Annotated in this window: 14 protein-coding genes; 9 read left to right on the forward strand and 5 right to left on the reverse strand. The window is 40.3% G+C overall.

Annotation, left to right across the window (positions count from 1 at the left end):
* Positions 1-88 precede the first annotated feature (88 nt).
* Entirely contained in the window at positions 89-889 is an 801-nt protein-coding gene (locus R2B77_RS11660; RefSeq protein ID WP_203248321.1) for an ABC transporter ATP-binding protein, read from the forward strand.
* Complete coding sequence (locus tag R2B77_RS11665; protein ID WP_203248322.1) at positions 882-2,519, forward strand: hypothetical protein; 1,638 nt, start codon at positions 882-884, stop codon at positions 2,517-2,519. Before R2B77_RS11660 ends, R2B77_RS11665 begins: the two co-directional genes overlap by 8 nt.
* Positions 2,520-2,564: 45 nt before the next feature.
* Here R2B77_RS11665 and R2B77_RS11670 read toward each other — a convergent pair whose 3' ends face one another.
* Complete coding sequence (locus tag R2B77_RS11670; RefSeq protein ID WP_203248323.1) at positions 2,565-3,845, reverse strand: polysaccharide deacetylase family protein; 1,281 nt, start codon at positions 3,843-3,845, stop codon at positions 2,565-2,567.
* A gap of 14 nt (positions 3,846-3,859) precedes the next feature.
* Positions 3,860-4,588 carry a hypothetical protein gene (locus R2B77_RS11675; protein WP_203248324.1) on the reverse strand — a complete coding sequence of 243 codons (729 nt, stop codon included), beginning with the start codon at positions 4,586-4,588 and terminating at the stop codon, positions 3,860-3,862.
* A gap of 324 nt (positions 4,589-4,912) precedes the next feature.
* Here R2B77_RS11675 and R2B77_RS11680 point away from each other — a divergent pair, with 324 nt between their 5' ends.
* Together R2B77_RS11680 and R2B77_RS11685 are read left to right on the forward strand one after the other, a co-directional pair.
* Positions 4,913-5,773, forward strand: a complete 861-nt coding sequence (locus R2B77_RS11680; protein ID WP_203248325.1) for a Cof-type HAD-IIB family hydrolase — start codon at positions 4,913-4,915, stop codon at positions 5,771-5,773.
* Between the two features lie 86 nt (positions 5,774-5,859).
* The gene (locus R2B77_RS11685) at positions 5,860-6,474 is read left to right on the forward strand and encodes a class I SAM-dependent methyltransferase (RefSeq protein ID WP_203248326.1); all 615 of its coding nucleotides are present in this window, start codon (positions 5,860-5,862) and stop codon (positions 6,472-6,474) included.
* Between the two features lie 37 nt (positions 6,475-6,511).
* Here the strand turns inward: R2B77_RS11685 and R2B77_RS11690 are convergent, their stop codons facing one another.
* Both R2B77_RS11690 and R2B77_RS11695 read right to left on the reverse strand, forming a co-directional pair.
* Positions 6,512-8,941 (reverse strand): sensor domain-containing protein, encoded by a 2,430-nt coding sequence (locus tag R2B77_RS11690; protein ID WP_203248327.1) that lies wholly within the window; start codon positions 8,939-8,941, stop codon positions 6,512-6,514.
* A 420-nt stretch (positions 8,942-9,361) separates the two neighbouring features.
* The gene (locus R2B77_RS11695; RefSeq protein WP_203248328.1) at positions 9,362-11,302 is read right to left on the reverse strand and encodes a GTP-binding protein; all 1,941 of its coding nucleotides are present in this window, start codon (positions 11,300-11,302) and stop codon (positions 9,362-9,364) included.
* A gap of 119 nt (positions 11,303-11,421) precedes the next feature.
* Here R2B77_RS11695 and R2B77_RS11700 point away from each other — a divergent pair, with 119 nt between their 5' ends.
* The 3 genes from R2B77_RS11700 (at position 11,422) to R2B77_RS11710 (ending at position 13,827) form a co-directional block, all read left to right on the forward strand.
* Positions 11,422-11,598, forward strand: coding sequence for a hypothetical protein (locus tag R2B77_RS11700; RefSeq protein WP_203248329.1), 177 nt, complete (start codon positions 11,422-11,424; stop codon positions 11,596-11,598).
* Between the two features lie 75 nt (positions 11,599-11,673).
* A complete protein-coding gene (locus R2B77_RS11705; protein WP_232843494.1) occupies positions 11,674-12,414 on the forward strand; it encodes a pirin family protein in 741 nt (246 codons plus the stop codon).
* Positions 12,415-12,594: 180 nt separating this feature from the next.
* Positions 12,595-13,827, forward strand: a complete 1,233-nt coding sequence (locus tag R2B77_RS11710; protein ID WP_203248331.1) for an MFS transporter — start codon at positions 12,595-12,597, stop codon at positions 13,825-13,827.
* Position 13,828: 1 nt separating this feature from the next.
* Here R2B77_RS11710 and R2B77_RS11715 read toward each other — a convergent pair whose 3' ends face one another.
* Positions 13,829-14,743, reverse strand: a complete 915-nt coding sequence (locus tag R2B77_RS11715) for an AraC family transcriptional regulator (protein ID WP_322555699.1) — start codon at positions 14,741-14,743, stop codon at positions 13,829-13,831.
* Positions 14,744-14,903: 160 nt separating this feature from the next.
* On the opposite strand from R2B77_RS11715, the gene R2B77_RS11720 reads away from it, so the two are divergent.
* Positions 14,904-16,190, forward strand: a complete 1,287-nt coding sequence (locus tag R2B77_RS11720) for an RNA-binding domain-containing protein (protein ID WP_203248333.1) — start codon at positions 14,904-14,906, stop codon at positions 16,188-16,190.
* Positions 16,191-16,320: 130 nt separating this feature from the next.
* Complete coding sequence (locus R2B77_RS11725; RefSeq protein ID WP_203248334.1) at positions 16,321-17,622, forward strand: alkaline phosphatase family protein; 1,302 nt, start codon at positions 16,321-16,323, stop codon at positions 17,620-17,622.
* The last annotated feature ends 59 nt before the right edge of the window (positions 17,623-17,681 follow it).

Below are 17,681 nucleotides of genomic sequence, written 5' to 3' on the forward strand. Positions count from 1 at the left end.
CCACTTTTCTAATGAAAAAGGAAATTCATCACCTTTTCCGTAAATAAATGTTAGAATAATAACATAATTATAGAGGAGGGGTGAGTGTATGGAGTCAGCTACTGAAAGGGTATTATCGCTTGAAAATGTGACGATGGATTATGGAGGGAAACGCGTATTAAATGGCATTAATTTGGAGGTTTTTAAAGGGCAAATCATTGGTTATATTGGCCCTAATGGTGCTGGGAAGAGTACGACGGTTAAAATTATGCTTGGGCTAATTGATACTTACCAAGGGAAAGTGGAGATTTTTGGACAGGATATTGCTTCGGGGGACCCTTCATATAAACGGAAAATTGGATACGTTCCAGAAAATGCAGAAGCGTACGATAATTTGACGGCAATTGAGTATTTAGTCTTTGTTGCGGAGCTGTACGGGATGAGTCGAGAACATGCGGAAGAAAAAGCGACAAGGCTTATGAAAGAATTTGACTTAAGCGATGTCAGAAACACGCGCCTATCCTCATTTTCAAAAGGGATGAAACAAAAAGTTTTAATCATTTCGAGCTTACTGCATGATCCGGACTTATTATTTTGGGATGAGCCGTTAAGTGGGCTAGATGCAAATAGTATGATGGTGATTCAAGAGATTTTGGTGCAGCTTGCTGCAAAAGGAAAGACTATTTTTTACTCATCACATATTATGGATCTCGTCGAGAAAATTAGTAATCGCATCGTCCTACTTGTGGAAGGTGAAGTGGTTGCAGATGGTAGCTTTGAGGAGTTACAAGAAATGAGTGAAGAGGGAACGCTTGCTGAGATCTTCAATCAATTGACGGGCTTTACTGATCATAAAAACAGGGCGGGGAAATTCGTATCGATTGTACAAGAGGAGCAGACATATGCGTGACTTTCAATCATTGAAATTTCTAGCGTTATTTAAATCTGTATGTAAGAGGCTAGGTATTGATTACGAAGCGATGGACAAAATCTTGCGCATCAAACTGACGATGGATGAGCGAAGGGTACCAACGATTTTTAATGATGCTAGGAAAAAGAAGGATGGCAATCAATTTCTGAAATCACTGTGGATCTATGGCTTGTATGGGCTTATGCTTATTCCATTTATGGTGCTCGACGGGAATTACATTTTTCAAATGAGTATTGCTTTCGGTATCATTATGTTTTTTTTAGCAACGTCGATGATTTCCGATTTTTCGTCTGTCTTGCTAGATGTGAGAGATAAAAATATTTTACAAACAAAACCGATAAGTGGAAGAACAATTAGTGCGGCTAAAATTATACATATTATGATCTATATGGCGTTCATTACGGGCTCATTTGTGACGATTCCACTCATCGTGGGTCTTTTCAAACATGGCATAGCTTTTACGCTTATTTTTTTAGTAGAGTTACTATTAACAATCCTGCTTGTCGTCGTCTTTACTTCATTACTATACTTGTTTATCCTTCGCTTTTTTGACGGTGAAAAACTGAAGGATATTATTAACTACGTGCAAATTATTTTAACGGTTGGTGTCGTTATTGGCTACCAAATACTTATACGGTCATTTCAGTTTGTTGACTTGGATTTTACGTATCTATTTAGCTGGTGGCACTTTTTCATACCGCCGATTTGGTATGGCGCACTGTTCGAATTGCTGTTAGCCCATCATGTAAGCGATTATATGCTTGTTTTTGCGATTCTTGCCCTCTGTGTTCCATTGCTCGCCATGTACAGCTACGCTCGTTTGATGCCTTCTTTTGAACGGAATTTAGAGAAGTTAATGAATGATACGAAAAAAAGGAAGCGGAAAAGCAATTGGTGGGATGAGGCGTGGGCAAAAATGGTCTGTTGGAATGCTGAAGAAAGAGTATTCTTCCGTTTTGCTGTGCTAATGATGAAGAAAGAGCGCGAGTTTAAGTTGAAGGTATATCCGGCGCTTGGGATGTCGCTTGTTTTTCCGTTCGTTTTTATTTTCAATGAATTGCGTGAGCGACCGCTGTCTGATATTGCGACGGGGAATATGTTTTTATTCATGTACTTTTGTAACCTGATGATCCCTAACATTGTTCACATGCTAAAGTTTTCGGGAAGCTATAAAGGAAGCTGGCTATTTAAGGCTGCGCCTATTCAACAACCATCTGCTGCCTACAGTGGAGCATTAAAAGCTTTTTTAGTGAAATTGTATGTGCCTATCTTTCTAGTACTTGGCTTTGTGTTTACTTGGATTTTCACAGTAAGAATTTTGCCAGACCTATTCGTAATTTTCTTGGTTGGAATTGTACAAATGCTCATAACATATACGATTTTGAAGGCTGGGGAGTATCCTTTTTCCGAGTCATTTGAATTTGCCCAAGATGCAGGGACAGCAAAAATGCTGCTACTTGGTCTACTGGTCGGTATCTTTGTTGTCGGCCATCTAATTGCTAGCATCTTTGATTATGGAATTTACGTCTATATTGTAGTGCTTTGCGTAGCTATTTTACTAGGTTGGCGAAGAATGTTCCCACGGAATCATGGTTTAAAAGCGAAGTAGTAATGGATCATTAAAAAACATTTGCCTATGTAGCGGCAAATGTTTTTATTGTAAGTTTACGATTTGTAAATCCTGGGATTGTAGGTAGTCGATGATTTGTGGCAATGCGTCGACTACGGCTTGGGATTCATGGAGAAGAATGATGGATCCGGAAGTTTTAGATGTTCGTACAGCATTCATAATTTTATCGGCATTATGACTTTTCCAATCTTGTGTATCTGTATTCCAAAGAACCATTTTTGCTTGGTTGTTGTTCATGATCTGCAAAGTATCTTCGTTATTAGACCCGTAAGGAGGTCTAAAAAGTGTAACCTTTTCTTGAATAACATCCTCAATTAATTGATTGGTATGCAAAAGATCGAGTTCCTGTTTTTCGTAAGAAAGCCTTATTAAATCAGTATGGTTCATAGAATGACTGCCGATTTTATAGCCGTTAGCATGAACGTATTGAACATGATTAGGATATTTGAGGACATTTTTACCAATAAAGAAAAATGTTCCACCTACTTTATAGTTCTTTAGTATATCTGTAATTTCCTTTGTATATTTTGAGGGACCGTCATCGAAAGTAAGGGCGACGGTACCTGCTTGAATACTATAGGAAATTACTTCATCGAGCACACTTGTGGGGAGAATTGGTTCACTTACAGAAACAACAGGCTCAGGTTTAGAATCTTCAGGAGAGCTATTAGCCGTTTGCTGCTGGTCCACTAACGGACTTTTTTCTATAACTGTTAAATCTATAGGAATTTCGTTATTGGCCCCGTTAGCTTTTGCAGTAATATTATGAATAACCTCTAATTTATTCATAGGAGAGTGACCATATGAAATAGTGGCTGTAATCAATATCGTTGCGACTGCTATCCAAGAAAATTTACGAAATAACCTATTTGGCATCGTTTTTTGTTGGACAGGTTTAATGGACTGTGAATGACTAGTTAAAAAGTGGAGCGCTTGAATATGGCTAATTTGCTCACTATATTTAATAGCGTTCAGTCCGTTTACATAGGCTTCTGAACATGGGAAATAAACTTTTTCGCTTTGGTCTCGATATGTTCTTGTTAAAAAGCTTACATATTGATGGTGGTTTGCATCCCAAAAACTAGAGAAGGATAATCTATATTTGTGAGATTGTCCAAGTGCCGTCACAGCCTTCAGGTGGTTAGCTGTGTCAGCGTCAATTTTCCAAAGTAATTCAATATCCTGTTCAAATGTTAGCCTAATTTGAAGAAATGGTTGACTTGCTTCAGTATCAATCGCTACTAGTTCAAGTAATTTTCCCTGATAGGCTTGCATGAGCTGCTCCTTTCCAAAGTAGTGATTCATGCGCTACTCACCGTTTATTCATCTGATGGAGTTGCCTTTGCAGAAAAGGAAAATGACATTCTTTCTGTAAAGTCATTAATTGTTTGCATTAATTCATTTTTCTCACTAAGAATTTGGGCACATTGCTCTGCGTATTTTTGATTTTCTACTTCCAAAGTTCTGATTTTTTCCTCGAGCTCCCTAATTGTCAACATGCTTTGATATTGACTGTTTGTAGATTCTTCATTGAGCATATTATACTTATTTATTTCTTTTTCAAGCTGATTTGATATTTTTTGGAAGTCGTTATTTGAGGTACTCTGATAATCCTTATAATCTTCAAGAAGCTGATCATAACCCATCTGTTTGTTTGTTAGATTACTTTCCAATAAACGAATTTCCTTATCCTTGTCATGCGCTAGCTGCTCTTTCTTCATAAGGTCATGTTTGAGGCGGCTAATTGTTTCATTGGCCGTATGTAATTGATTTTCGAGACCTTCTTTTTTATACAAAATTAACTGTCGGTCATTGAGCATATTTTCTAGAGAAACAATCATATCCAAGGCGATTTTGTCCTGATTATCTTTAGAGAATAAGTCTTTATTGCTAGATGAATCCAAGTGATTAGGCTCTTCTTGCATCATGACGTCGTCCTCGACAATTTCAATGATATCTTCTTCAAAACTATTTTGCTCGGATTGATTTTGAGTAGATAGAACACCTTTAAACCAACCTTTTGATTTGTTTTTGGTATCTTTGGACATTACTTCATCTCCTAAATAATATGATTGGATTTTAATTTTATTCAAACGATAAAAAGGTTATATATACCTAAGACGAAGATTCGTTTTTCTCTAATGTAGGGAAAAACAATGAAAAATATTATACTACCTTAATCCTATTGTATGACGCTGTAGAATAATGTCAACAGAATACTAGTTTGTTGTCGAACAAGGGCGGGAAGGTAGGGCGGGATATTTACCTAATGACTTGACAAATTAACGAAAGAATTAAGGAATTTAAAACGTGTCTAGAGGATTAAGGTATAATGAATAGGGTGTAACTGATTAGAAGGGAGATTGATTGTTTTGAGGTTAATCGCGATTGATCTTGATGGTACATTATTATCGGAAAACGGCATCATTAGTGAGGCCAATAAAGAAGCTATTTTGGAAGTGCAAAAACAGGGAGATATCGTGGCGATATCCTCTGGACGTGCCTTGCCAGACGTGGAGAGAATTCTACAGCCGACGGGGATTGTCTGTCCGATTATGACAGGAAATGGTGCGGTTTCTTATTATAAAGGACAAGAGATTCAACGTTTTTCAATTCCAACTGGAGTTGTTGAGGAAGTCATTGAAGTACTTGAGCATAGTGGAGTTCACTATGAGCTCTACACTGCAAATGGTATTTATAACGGACACGGCGGCAAGGAAGTTTTACAAGAAGAAATTCTCCATGCGACGAAACAGCAAGTAACGGGCTGGGCGGGAGAAATGCTTCGCCATTATTTAGAAAAACAATATGATTTGAATGGAACGCTATCAACAGCTACCAGCGGGATGCCAAATGTTGAACATTTGGACGTTTATAAACTGTTGGTGCTGTCATTGAATGAAGCCAAGCTAGCTGAGCTGAGTAAGGTGTTGTCAGAAAGGATTGACCTGTCGCTTACTTCGTCAGGCATCTTCAATTTAGAACTGGGTCATCCTGATGCAGGAAAAGGGAGTGCTTTACGATTCATGGCGAATCATTTAGATATTCCTTTGGAAAACACGGTTGCTATTGGAGATAATTATAATGACGTATCGATGTTTGAAATTGCTGGAATGAGCATAGCAATGGGCAATGCGGAAGAGCAGCTGAAGGAAATGAGTACGTATGTAACGAAGCATCATAATGAAGATGGGGTTGCTCATGCTTTACGGACATATATTTTACAACAGTAAGCTAGCTAGATGGATAGAAAGATCCCCTCTGAGTTCTATTTCGGAGGGGATTTTAGTTAGAGTTGTAATTGGAAAGGAAGGTATGCATGGACGATAAAGACTATGATCGCTTGCTGCGTATTAAAACCAGTGGCACACGGGAGTGGCAAAATCAGTCGTCACATTATAACCGTTACGAGGCGACGCCTTATGTAGCGCTGGATGAATTATTTCGTGACTATACACTAAAGAGAACAGATGGGGTCGTCGATTTTGGATGCGGTAAAGGGCGGCTGGCATTTTACTTGCATCACCGTTTTCAGGTATCGGTGACAGGGATTGAAATGAGTGCACAATTGTATCAGGAGGCACTTGAAAACCAGCTAAGTTATCGAGGGAAGTCCAAGCAAATGGGAGGGACGATTTCCTTTGAATGCTGTTTGGCAGAGGACTATGAAGTGGCAGTAACGGACAATTATTTTTACTTTTTCAATCCGTTTTCTGTTCAAATTTTTATGAAAGTTATAGCCCGTATTTTACGTTCGGTTGAGCAACAGAAGCGGACAGTGGATATTATCCTATACTACCCAACAATCGAGTATAGTCAGTTTCTTGAAACGGTAACCCCTTTTGTATCGTTACTGGAAGTGAAGATCCCCGGTTTATATGAACAAAATGATAATGAACGTTTTTTAGTTTTTCGATTGGCTGTAGATGAATAATAACAGGCACAGTCTGTGGGACTGTGCCTGTTATTATTTATGTCTGAAGCGTTTTGTATAGGAATTCGTTGGCTTGTTCGGCAGGAAGTGGCTTGGCATATAAATAGCCTTGCACTTCATCACATTGTAAGTCCTGTAACAAATGTAACTGTTCGACTGTTTCAACACCTTCTGCGATGACGATTAAATGTAAGCTTTTGGCTAAGGTGATGATCGTTTTGACAATCATTTGGTTAGTTGAATCTAGCTTTTGAATAATAGCTTGGTCAATTTTCAGATGAGTGATTGGAAACGTCGTTAAATTACCAAGAGAAAAATAACTGGTTCCAAAATCATCGATGCTGACGCTAACGCCAAGGTCCCTGAGCTGGTGAAGAGTAGTTTGCCAATTCACTTTATCAGTTGTTGCGCTTTCCGTGATATCTAAGTTAAGGGACGCAGGCGGTAGCTCGGTTTTTCGTAATATATCTGTTAACTGTGTGACAAACATGGTTTGCTTAAATTCTTTATGAGAAATATTGACGCTCATAGCTAATTGCGGAAAACCTCCATTATGCCATTTCTTCAACTGTGCGCAAGCGGTTTCGAGTACCCATTGACCAATCGGTACCATTAACCCCGCCTCTTCGGCAATTGGAATAAAACGAGCGGGTGAGATGATACCCATTTTAGGATGCTGCCAGCGAATCAGTGCTTCCAGTCCAATCAGTTTGCCTGAACTAATGTTGAATCGCGGTTGGTAATACAATTCAAATTGGTTCTTTTTCAATGCTTGCCTTAATTCAAGCTCAATCGACGTTTTTTCTACCATTTCACGGTGTAATTCCTCAGTGAAAAATTGGAAGTTATTTTTACCATTATCCTTCACGACATACATAGCTGAATCAGCGTTGTTCATCAGTGTATCGTAATCACTACCGTCTTCCGGGAATAGGCTGATGCCTACACTTGAACTGACAAATATTTCATGACTTTGGATGTTAAAAGGATTGGACATTTCTTCGACAATTCTCGAAGCTACTGCCTCTGTTATAGTGGCTGGTGCTGAAGGTAATAAAATGACATACTCGTCACCACCAAGTCGTGCGACAACATCGTCTTTACGTACACATTGCCGTAGCCTTTCGCCCACTAGGATGAGCAACTGATCCCCAATGGAGTGTCCCATGGAATCATTAATGTTTTTAAAATGATCTAGGTCAATGAACATAATGGCAAATGTTTCATTTTTTCTTTTCGAGTATTTGAGCACTTCGTTTACTTTCTTTTGGAAAACAAGTCGATTTGGTAAGCCGGTCAAATGGTCGTAATAGGCCAAACGCTCGGCGAGTTTCTCAGCTTCTTTGTGCTCTGTAATGTCTGTGACGGTACCGACAACTTCAATAATAGTATCGTCTTCAAAAATCGGCGATAAATAGACTAAAAATGTTTGGCTCAGAAAGTGTAGCTCGAATTGTGTCACTTGACCTTGTAAGGCCGCCTCTAAATAATGACGAAACCGTCCGATTTCATCTTTCGTATAAACGTGTTGAAGCTGGTTGGTCTGTAATTTTTTTATTGTAACTCCAAGTTTTTCGGCCGTTTTTCCTTCGAGCATTGTAAAGGTAATACCACCATCTGGAGCTGAAGTATACTTGAAAATCGCATTATGAAGATTTTTAACAGTTTGGCGAAAATCATTTTTTAAGGCTAGCTCTAAAGCGTGTTCGGCTTCTTTTCGAGCAGTAATATCTGTTCGGATTGCAATATATTGATAAGGTTTTCCGTCCTTGCCTAAGAAAGGAACAATCGTTGTATTGACCCAGTATTCTCTACCATTCTTTGCTCGATTTTTAATTTCGCCCTTCCAAATGTCCCCGTTGCCGATAGTTTGCCACAAATCCTTGAAAAAGCTTTTTGGATGAAAGCCTGAATTGACAATTCGATGTGTTTGCCCGATGAGTTCTTCGGCTGTGTACTGGGATAGTTCGCAAAAGTTATCATTGGCGTATGTAATCACACCTTGTTGATTGGTGACAGCAACAACGGAAGACTGGTCAAGTGCATTTTCAATTGTTAGCAGTCTATCAAGGGTCTGTTTATGGGAATCATTGCCGATGACTTTCGCGGTGACGTCGATATCTAAAGAGACGTATTGAACAATGTCCCCGTCGTCGCCGTGTATCGGGATAATTGTGGCAGACACCCAATAAGGGGATCCGTCCTTTGCGAAGCTGTTATATTGTTGCTGCCATACGTTAGTTTTTGTAAAGACTTCCTTCATTTCAATTGCAAATTTTTCAGCTGTATAGTCTGGATTCAACAGTCCATAATCTTTACCAATTAGTTCTTCTTCGCTGTATTGTGAAAGATCGCAAAATAGTTGATTTACGTATGTGATGGTTCCATTTGAATCTGTAATAGATAGACAGAATTTATCTCCAACTAGTCGAAGAATAGATGCCATATCTTTAATTCCCGTCAACATGATGAAACAATTCCTCTCCATGCTTTTATACTTACAAAAATCAATTATGCCTCGGCGTAATTGTGTCCAGATTTTGAATCGAGTAGGCTTGATTCAAAATCTAGGACATCCACCGGAGGCTTTATCTTCATTCAGCAGGCATTTGAACACTTGCTTAATAGTAAACAAAACTATTCACCGCGCCATCAAGAACAAAGTCTTCTGTAACTGGCGCTTCACTTTCAATACAAACATATTTGCTGAAGGAAGAAAAAAGAGTTCTGTTGTAGTAAGTCAGTAAGGATAAACAATCAGTTTTCCCTAGGTATTCATCAATATTAACATTTAATATGCATCTTATCTACTAGTTAGAATGATAATAATAATTCTTTTGTAGTGGTTTTTAGGCAAATGTCATAGATTTGAGTAATTTATATAGTTCTATAGGCAATGCATGGCCGCCTCTGCTTCATTCCAAGGGATTGGATAGCCTTTCCCCTTGGCGCAAAAAATAGAGGTAGAAGTGTATTCAGCATCTGCATTTTTGTTGTAGCCAATCATTTCGATGACTTGCTCTTCGTTATGACAACGATCATAGCCACCAAATTGCAGACTTAGCGTTCCTTTTCCATGAGTGAAGGAGGCAAACGTGGCACTGTAGTTCATGAAGGTTGCAACAGGCACCCTTCCTTTGACGAGTATCTTGTCTCCAATCGTTTCAGGGGGCTCAAAGCTGCCGTGTGCTTGTTGGATGTCCGATAGTACACGCCCAATATGATCTAATTCTACTTTGATTTTATAATCGTAGAAGGGTTCGAGCACTGTGTTTTTTGCTTGCTCTAATCCTTGGCGTAAAGCGCGGTAAGTGGCTTCTCTAAAATCGCCGCCAGAAGTATGCTCGTTATGTCCTCGTCCTGTCAGCAGCGTAATTTTGACGTCAGTGAGGGCAGAACCGGTTAATAGCCCGTGATGGTCGCGTTCAAATAAATGATGGTGGACTAAGTTTTGATGGCCGATAGACAGGTCATTGGCGTGACAGACATTACTGAAAGAGATGCCGCTATTTCTTTCGGCAGGTTCAATTTTTAAATGGACTTCTGCATAATGCCGTAGTGGTTCGAAATGACCGTAGCCATTAACGGTTGTGTCGATTGTTTCTTTGTAAAGAATCTTTGGCTCGCCGAAAGAGATGGTAAATTGAAATCGTTCCTTGACAATTTCCTTCAAGACTTCGAGTTGGATAATGCCCATGACGTGCACGTGAATTTCTTGAAAATATTCATCCCAAAAAACGTGCAGGGAAGGATCTTCTGCGTCCAATATATTGAAGCAGCGCAGCACTTCTTTGACATGGACAGATGCATCAAAAATGATTTTCGATTTTAGGGTTGGAATGAGGTCAAATGTCACTTTTTCTTTCAGTGCACCTATGCCGTCGCCAATGGAGGCGTTGGTTAGGCCGGTAACTGCAAATAGCTCGCCAGCGTGGACTTGGTCAACAGCCTTGAATTTACTGCCGTTATATATGCGGATTTGGGTAATTTTTTCGGTCAGCTCCCCGTAATGGACCTCTTCGCGAACGCGAAGTGTACCACTCACTGATTTAAGGAATGTTACTTTGTTGCCGTTATCATCGTGACGAATTTTATACACTTGTGCAGCAAACTCACTGGAGTTATCGTAGAAGGTTTCCGTTAGGGCATCGAGTTTTGTGAAAAAGTCTATGATACCAATGTCTTTTAGTGCAGAACCACTAGCGCAGGCGAACACTTTATTGTCCCTGATCATCGTCTTGAATGTTTGGAACCATAGCGTCTCGTCATAACCATTGTCCATATAGGTTTCCAGCAGCGCTTCGTCACGCTCTGCGATAAATTCGATGAGCTCCTCTTGCATGATGCCTTCGTGGAAGGCGGTTGTAAGGTCGCAAACATCTTCTGATAAATTGATGCGAATCTCTTGTAAAATATTTTCTACATCGCTTCCTTCACGATCGATTTTATTGATGAAGAAAAAGGTTGGGACTTGGTGTTTACGCAGTAGCTGCCAGACGGTTTCGGTATGACCTTCGACGCCGTCGCTTGCGCTAATAATGATAATGGCATAGTCCATGACTTGAATGGCACGTTCCATCTCTGGCGAAAAGTCGACATGTCCAGGTGTATCGATAATCGTATAGGTGGAATTGTTGTATGAGATGACTGCTTGATCTGCGAAAACGGTAATGCCTCGCTCTCTTTCGATGGCATGACTATCCAGGAAGGCATCCTTATGATCGACGCGTCCTCGCTGCTTAATGCTATTTGTGTGATAGAGAAGTTGTTCAGAAAATGTTGTTTTTCCTGCATCTACGTGTGCAAGTATACCGATGGTTTTAAACATGAAGTCACTCCGCTCTATTTCCTGCTGATAAAAGTAGTATAGCAAATCTGAATCGGATGGATGAGCGTTAAGCAGTGGTATAATGAAGAAATAAAATGAATGTGAAGGAGGATTGAATTATGCAATATTCAAAACCAAAGATGGAACAGCTTGTGAAGAACGATGCGGAGCTGACAAAAAGGTTAAGACAAGTGATGAAGGAACATGACCTGGAAAAAAGTTTCGCTTTAAAGGCGTTGTATCACTCAGTAGTCAAAGACGGCGGGAAGTATCAGAAGGATTATCAGGAGCTGTAACTAGACGTGAAGCGTGGAGAATCCGAGTGGGATCTCCGCGCTTTCTTCAATCTACGAGGGAGGGATATAGGCTTGATGCAAATACTTCGTGCAGGAAATCATTATCAACCCTTTAGAGGACCATTCACCATTACACGGATCCAGCCAAGTGACATTTTGGATGTGGAGACGAATGATACGGCTTTTGGACCTCTTAGTACGATCGACCACGCTATTATGAAAAAAGGTTTAACGATTAAAATGCATGAGCATGTGAACGATGAAATTTTTAGCTATGTCTGGGAAGGTACTTCTTATCACAAGGATTCGGCGGGCTTCGAGGCACCAATCGCGCCTGGCAAGTTAATGATGATGAATGCCGGAAAGAGCTTTTGGCACGAAGAAAAGGTAAAAGAGGAGTATGTTGAAATGCTACAAATCTTTTTCCGTCCTCATACTGCCGATTTGCCCTCAAACATTCAATTTCATGACAAACCTACGGACAATCGTGATTGGTATGAGATGGTCGGCCCTGAAGGAAGTGACGCACCATTAGTCGTTAGACAGAGCGGCTATGTGTTGGATGCGCATCCAAAAGCGGGCGACGTCCTTCAAGTTCCGCAATACGAGGGGATGAAACCTTTTCTGTACGTATTGGATGGTTCGATTCAAATTGGCGATAACACAGTTCATAAACAAGAAGCTGTGACCGATCTGGAAGATGATTTACCACCAATCACTGCAATCGAAGATACAACCGTCGTCTTGTTCGTTGTCGATATGAACGCAGCTGCCTCTAACAGCGGAACAATTAGTGGAATGAGTAAACGAAGGTAAGGAACAAATGGGTCTGCAAGCGGTATCGAATACATATCGCTTGCAGACCGTTTTTTAATAAATGAAGTTTCATGTGAACCATTGTTATTTAAAAATGAAATATACAGACACTTCATTATCGCAAATATGGACAAGAAACTGGCTGTCTATCTCCTTATAATCAATCTAAGGGGGAGTGAAATGACCAGATTACTAACAAAAGATCCATATCGAGTCTATATTTATACTTGTTTTTTATCGCAATTATTTTTCACGTTTATCTTTACAGTAAACTTGTTATATCATGTGAAGGTTGTCGGGCTTAGTCCGCTACAGCTTGTGTTAGTCGGAACTGTATTAGAACTTTCCGTTTTTCTTTTTGAAATTCCAACGGGGGTCGTTTCGGATTTGAAAAGTCGGAAGCTTTCGATCATCATTGGTTACTTTTTAATAGGAATTGGCTTTTTAATCGAGGGGTTGTTCCCGTTCTTTATCACTGTTCTACTGGCCCAGGTGGCGTGGGGGATCGGTTATACGTTTACAAGTGGATCCCGGCAAGCGTGGATTGCGGATGAAATAGGAGAAGAACGTGCTTCGCTAGCCTTTATAAGAGGTGCAAAGGTGGGGAATCTTGGGCAAGTTATCGCAATTCCATTAAGTATTTTAACGGGTTACTTTATGATTAATTTACCAATCATCGTTGGTGGACTATGTATGGTGGGGTTAGCCGTCTATTTGATTATTTTTATGACAGAAGAAAACTTCAAACCATTGGATAAAGCAGAAGGAACGTCTACCTGGGGAAGTACGAAGGGGAACATAGGCAAAATTATTTCCCATTCTAAAGCGAGTTTCATCATGAGAATACTATTCCTTATTGCTTTGTTTGTTGGATTTTACAGTGAGGGTTTTGATCGTTTATGGGTATCTCACTTTTTAGAGGTCTCCAATATTTCGAACTTAGGGGATGAACAATTAGTTGTGTTAATGGGGGGAATTCAATTTATTGTCGTGCTCGTTTCCTTTGCGGCGCTTCGTTGGATGAATCAAAGTGTTATCCACCAAAATCTTAGACATATATATATCGCCCTTTTTATCGGAAGCTTACTAATTATCATTTCATTGATAGGCTTTGCGTTGTCATCGTATCTCATTGGTTTACTAGCTTTCTATGTAATTATCCAAGTAACAAGGCAAGTAATGTATCCATTGGAAGACATTTGGCTCAATAAAATTATTCCCGATTCCTCTACACGCGCAACCTTCTTTTCGGTGAAAGGCCAAGTGGATGCTATTGGGCAAATTGGCGGAGGGCCGGTAATTGGCTTTGTCGCATCAGGCTTTACAATAAAAATTGCAATCATTGTGAGTGCAGTGTTATTAGCACCAGTATTATTTTTATATAAGATGATCTTGAGACAATCCAAGGAATGAATCACTCCTTGGATTTTTCTTTAATCGGTAGATAAATTTCCATATAGATTTTCTTGTATTCCCAGTCATGGCAGTGTTCGTCATAGTATTCAAAGTCATAACTGGTTTCATCGACTTCATAAAGGGAATTGGGCAGCCAATCTTCTAAAATGTATTGCCATGTCCCTTTGATGGATGAGACAAATTGTTCTACTGCAATGAGTGGGGTTCTAAAAACTGCATAGGTTGTCTCTGGAATTTGTAGATTTGTCAGTCCAGTAGGTAACTGGACGTTTTGATCGTAATTTACTGCAAATAAATACGTAAATCTATCTCCTTGGTCTTCGCTGTTTAGGTTGATACAATACTCTCCATGTTTTTCGGGAGACAACGCTTCATACAATGTGCTTTCGATTGCTTCATCTGAAGAAATTCGTTGATCCCAAAAGGCGGGTGCGTCTCTTGTGTAGGAAATATTTTCGATAGTGCTCTCAAATGTTTTGCCGGCAATACGGAAAGCGGGCTTCCGCACAATTTTCGGTTGCATGACAATGCCACCTACCCTTTTTTCTTGTAGGCTTACTAGATTAAGTTTTTGTGGTAATGAAATGGGACAGTGAAGTCGATATAGGTTTGGCGGGCTACCGAAACATTTCTTAAAAGCCTTTGTAAAGCCAGAATGTGTCTCAAAGCCATAGTCCAGGGCAATTTGAATGATTTTTTTATCCTGCGCTAAATCATATAATGCGTATTGCAGCTTTCTCTTTAAGACATAATCCATAATGGTATACCCAATATTTTTATCGAAAATTCGATAAAAATGATAAGGAGAATAGCCAACTAGTTTAGCTAGTTCCTCAGGTTTGATTTCCTCTTTAATATGGTTCTCAATATAATCGATGACTTGTTGCAGTAGTGGTAACTGTTGGATAGCTATCGCCTCTTTACTTCAAATAATACTATTGGATTATTTTGTTGCAATCCAATAAAGGGTTTTGAATAAACATTATCATGGGAAGGGCAAACTGAAAACTAAATCATATTGAAATTAATCGATTATAATCGATTTAATGGATAATTTATAAGGAGGGCTAGACATGTATGAGGAGAGTTCGACAATTGAGTTGAAGCGCCAAGTAACGGATGGGTTGAAAAAAGAAGTAATCGCCTTTATGAATACAAATGGTGGAACGATTGTTATCGGTGTAGAGGATGACGGCTCCGTGATAGGGCTTCCGCATGCACGGCAGGATCTTGAGTCGATCAGTAGCATGTTACGTGATAGCATCAAACCCGATGTGCTTGTGTATACAAAGGCTGAAATCATATCGATAGAAGGGAAGGATGTTATTGAAATTGAGATTGCCAGAGGAACAAGGAGACCCTATCATCTAGCTAGTAAAGGGATTAAGCCATCCAGGGTTTTTGTGCGTCATGGGACGACTGTAAATCCAGCATCAAACGAGGCAATTCGTAAGATGATTATGGAGTCGGATGGCACAAGTTTTGAAAATATACGTTGTATGAATCAAACGTTGGCATTTGATTATGCAAAAAAGTTGTTTGCGGAAGAGAAATTGTCTTTTGGGCAAACGCAGCAAAGAACGCTTGGAATTGTGAATGAGGAAGGGTATTATACGAATCTTGGTTTACTGTTATCGGAGCAGTGTGAGCATACCGTCAAATGCGCGCGTTATCAAGGAACTACGAAATTGGAGTTTCGGGATCGTAAGGAATTCGGTGGTTCCCTTTTGAAGCAAGTGAACGATGTATATGACTATTTACAAATGCACAATGCAAGTGTGGCTGAATTTAATGGGCTACAGCGAATCGAAACGTCAGAATATCCAAGCGATGCGCTACGCGAAGCGTTAATCAACGCTGTGGTACATCGTGATTATGGATTTAGTGGCAGTATTTTAATCCATATTTTCGATGATCGGATCGAGATTGTTTCGGTAGGCGGTTTGGTTCAAGGCCTATCAGTAGAGGATATTGAATTAGGGATTTCACAAAGCCGCAACTCCAAATTGGCGAACTGTTTTTATAGATTGAAATGGATTGAAAGTTATGGAACGGGGTTACAACGGATAAGAGAAAGTTATGCGGGCGTGGAACAAGAACCATTTTGGGAGATAGGACCAAATGCTTTCGTTGTTACATTGCCGAAAAAGGATTTAGTGTCGTTGAAAAAGAATCAAGGTGTTTCGTTAAATTTGATGAGTTGGATTAAGCAGCATGAGACTTTCACTAGTAAAGAATTGGAAAACCATCTTGATAGAAGTAAATCATCCGTTCGTCAGTTGATAACAGAACTCGTTGCTTCCAATGTAATTGAACGCGTCGGGCGTGGGCGTGCGACAAAGTATCGTGCGAAACTATGACTAGCTAAATAGAGGAAAAGTACTCGGTCTAATCGAAGTGTACTTTAAGAAAGTAAATGACGGGGAATTCGGGGTGCGTATATGATTGAAATCATCGTTGCGTTTGTATCGTCTGAGAAGGGGGCTTACTATGACGCGTTTAACAGATCATTTACTTGTACTTTCATTTGATTGTTTATCGTCGCTGGATCTTCCGATGTTAGAAACGCTACCGCATTTTCAGGAGCTGTTGGACAAGGCAGCGATTTGTAGACAGGTCGAGACGATTTATCCTTCGGTGACGTACCCGTGTCATACGAGTATTGTGACGGGGAATTTTCCGAATCGGCATGGCGTTGTGACGAATACGTTGCTGCAGCCGAATCGACCGTCACCAGATTGGTATTGGCATCGTCGTCATATTAAAGGGACGACGTTATATGATGAAGCGAAGCAAGCCGGCTTGTCGACTGCGGCATTGCTATGGCCTGTGACGGCAAAGGCGAAGATTGATTATCATATGCCGGAGATTTTTGCGAATCGTCCGTGGCATCATCAAATTGCTGTTTCTTTTATGAATGGCAGCAAGCGCTATCAGCTTGAGATGAATCGTAAGTTTGGTCATCAGCGGAAGGGGATTGCTCAGCCAGAACTGGATGATTTCGTGACGGCGTCAACTGTACATACGATTCAAACGAAAAAGCCGAATTTGATGCTAGTTCACTTGGTAGACCTTGATACGCAACGTCACCATCACGGATTTTCTTCGGAGGAAGCGCATGCGGCTATTCAACGCCATGATCGACGGCTGGGTGAGATTTTGTCGGCTTTGAAAGAGAGTGGGATATACGAACAGACGACAATTGTCGCGCTGGGGGATCATAGTTCACTGGATCATTCGAGGGCTGTTAAGTTGAATGTGTTATTGAAGGAAAGCGGTTTGATCCAGTTGAATGGGCGGGGTATGGTGAAAGATTGGCAGGCATATTGTAAAAGTAATGACGGTTCGGCTTATATTTATGTGAAGGATGAGCAAGCAAAGGATAGAGTGCGTGCACTGCTGCACTCCCTTGTAGTTAATGAAGACAATGGCATTGAATTTGTCTTGGAAGGCCCTGAGGCAGGACTAAGGGGTGCGGACGAGCAGGCTGCTTTTATGGTGGAGGCACGTCGTGGTTTTTACTTCACAGAGCATGTAGATGGAGAGCCGATTGATGTCATTATAGCGGAGGATGTGGCGGCGGGTAAGTATACACATGCTTCTCATGGCTATTCACCTGGAAAAGAGGAGTACTCGACGGTTTTTATGGCGACAGGGAAAGGGATTCGACAGAATGTGGAAATCGAGCATATGCGGTTGGTTGATGAAGGACCGACGTTTGCAAGATTGCTAGGGCTGGATTTGGGGAAGACGGATGGTAAGGTAGTTGAGGGGATTTTGAAATCTAAGTAGATTGAAATTTTACAACTTTTACATTTACTTTCGTGTAAACTATTCATAGAGAATGGAAG

Origin of the sequence: Sporosarcina beigongshangi (assembly GCF_033485195.1) — a bacterium.
Classification (GTDB): domain Bacteria; phylum Bacillota; class Bacilli; order Bacillales_A; family Planococcaceae; genus Sporosarcina; species Sporosarcina beigongshangi.

Bases quoted from the DNA above. Each gene is read 5' to 3' on its own strand.
- R2B77_RS11660 (WP_203248321.1), top strand. From the start codon at position 89: ATGGAGTCAGCTACTGAAAGGGTATTATCGCTTGAAAATGTGACGATG.
- R2B77_RS11665 (WP_203248322.1), top strand. From the start codon at position 882: ATGCGTGACTTTCAATCATTGAAATTTCTAGCGTTATTTAAATCTGTA.
- R2B77_RS11670 (WP_203248323.1), bottom strand. From the start codon at position 3,845: ATGAATCACTACTTTGGAAAGGAGCAGCTCATGCAAGCCTATCAGGGA.
- R2B77_RS11675 (WP_203248324.1), bottom strand. From the start codon at position 4,588: ATGTCCAAAGATACCAAAAACAAATCAAAAGGTTGGTTTAAAGGTGTT.
- R2B77_RS11685 (WP_203248326.1), top strand. From the start codon at position 5,860: ATGGACGATAAAGACTATGATCGCTTGCTGCGTATTAAAACCAGTGGC.
- R2B77_RS11690 (WP_203248327.1), bottom strand. From the start codon at position 8,941: ATGTTGACGGGAATTAAAGATATGGCATCTATTCTTCGACTAGTTGGA.
- R2B77_RS11695 (WP_203248328.1), bottom strand. From the start codon at position 11,302: ATGTTTAAAACCATCGGTATACTTGCACACGTAGATGCAGGAAAAACA.
- R2B77_RS11700 (WP_203248329.1), top strand. From the start codon at position 11,422: ATGCAATATTCAAAACCAAAGATGGAACAGCTTGTGAAGAACGATGCG.
- R2B77_RS11705 (WP_232843494.1), top strand. From the start codon at position 11,674: ATGCAAATACTTCGTGCAGGAAATCATTATCAACCCTTTAGAGGACCA.
- R2B77_RS11710 (WP_203248331.1), top strand. From the start codon at position 12,595: ATGACCAGATTACTAACAAAAGATCCATATCGAGTCTATATTTATACT.
- R2B77_RS11720 (WP_203248333.1), top strand. From the start codon at position 14,904: ATGTATGAGGAGAGTTCGACAATTGAGTTGAAGCGCCAAGTAACGGAT.
- R2B77_RS11725 (WP_203248334.1), top strand. From the start codon at position 16,321: ATGACGCGTTTAACAGATCATTTACTTGTACTTTCATTTGATTGTTTA.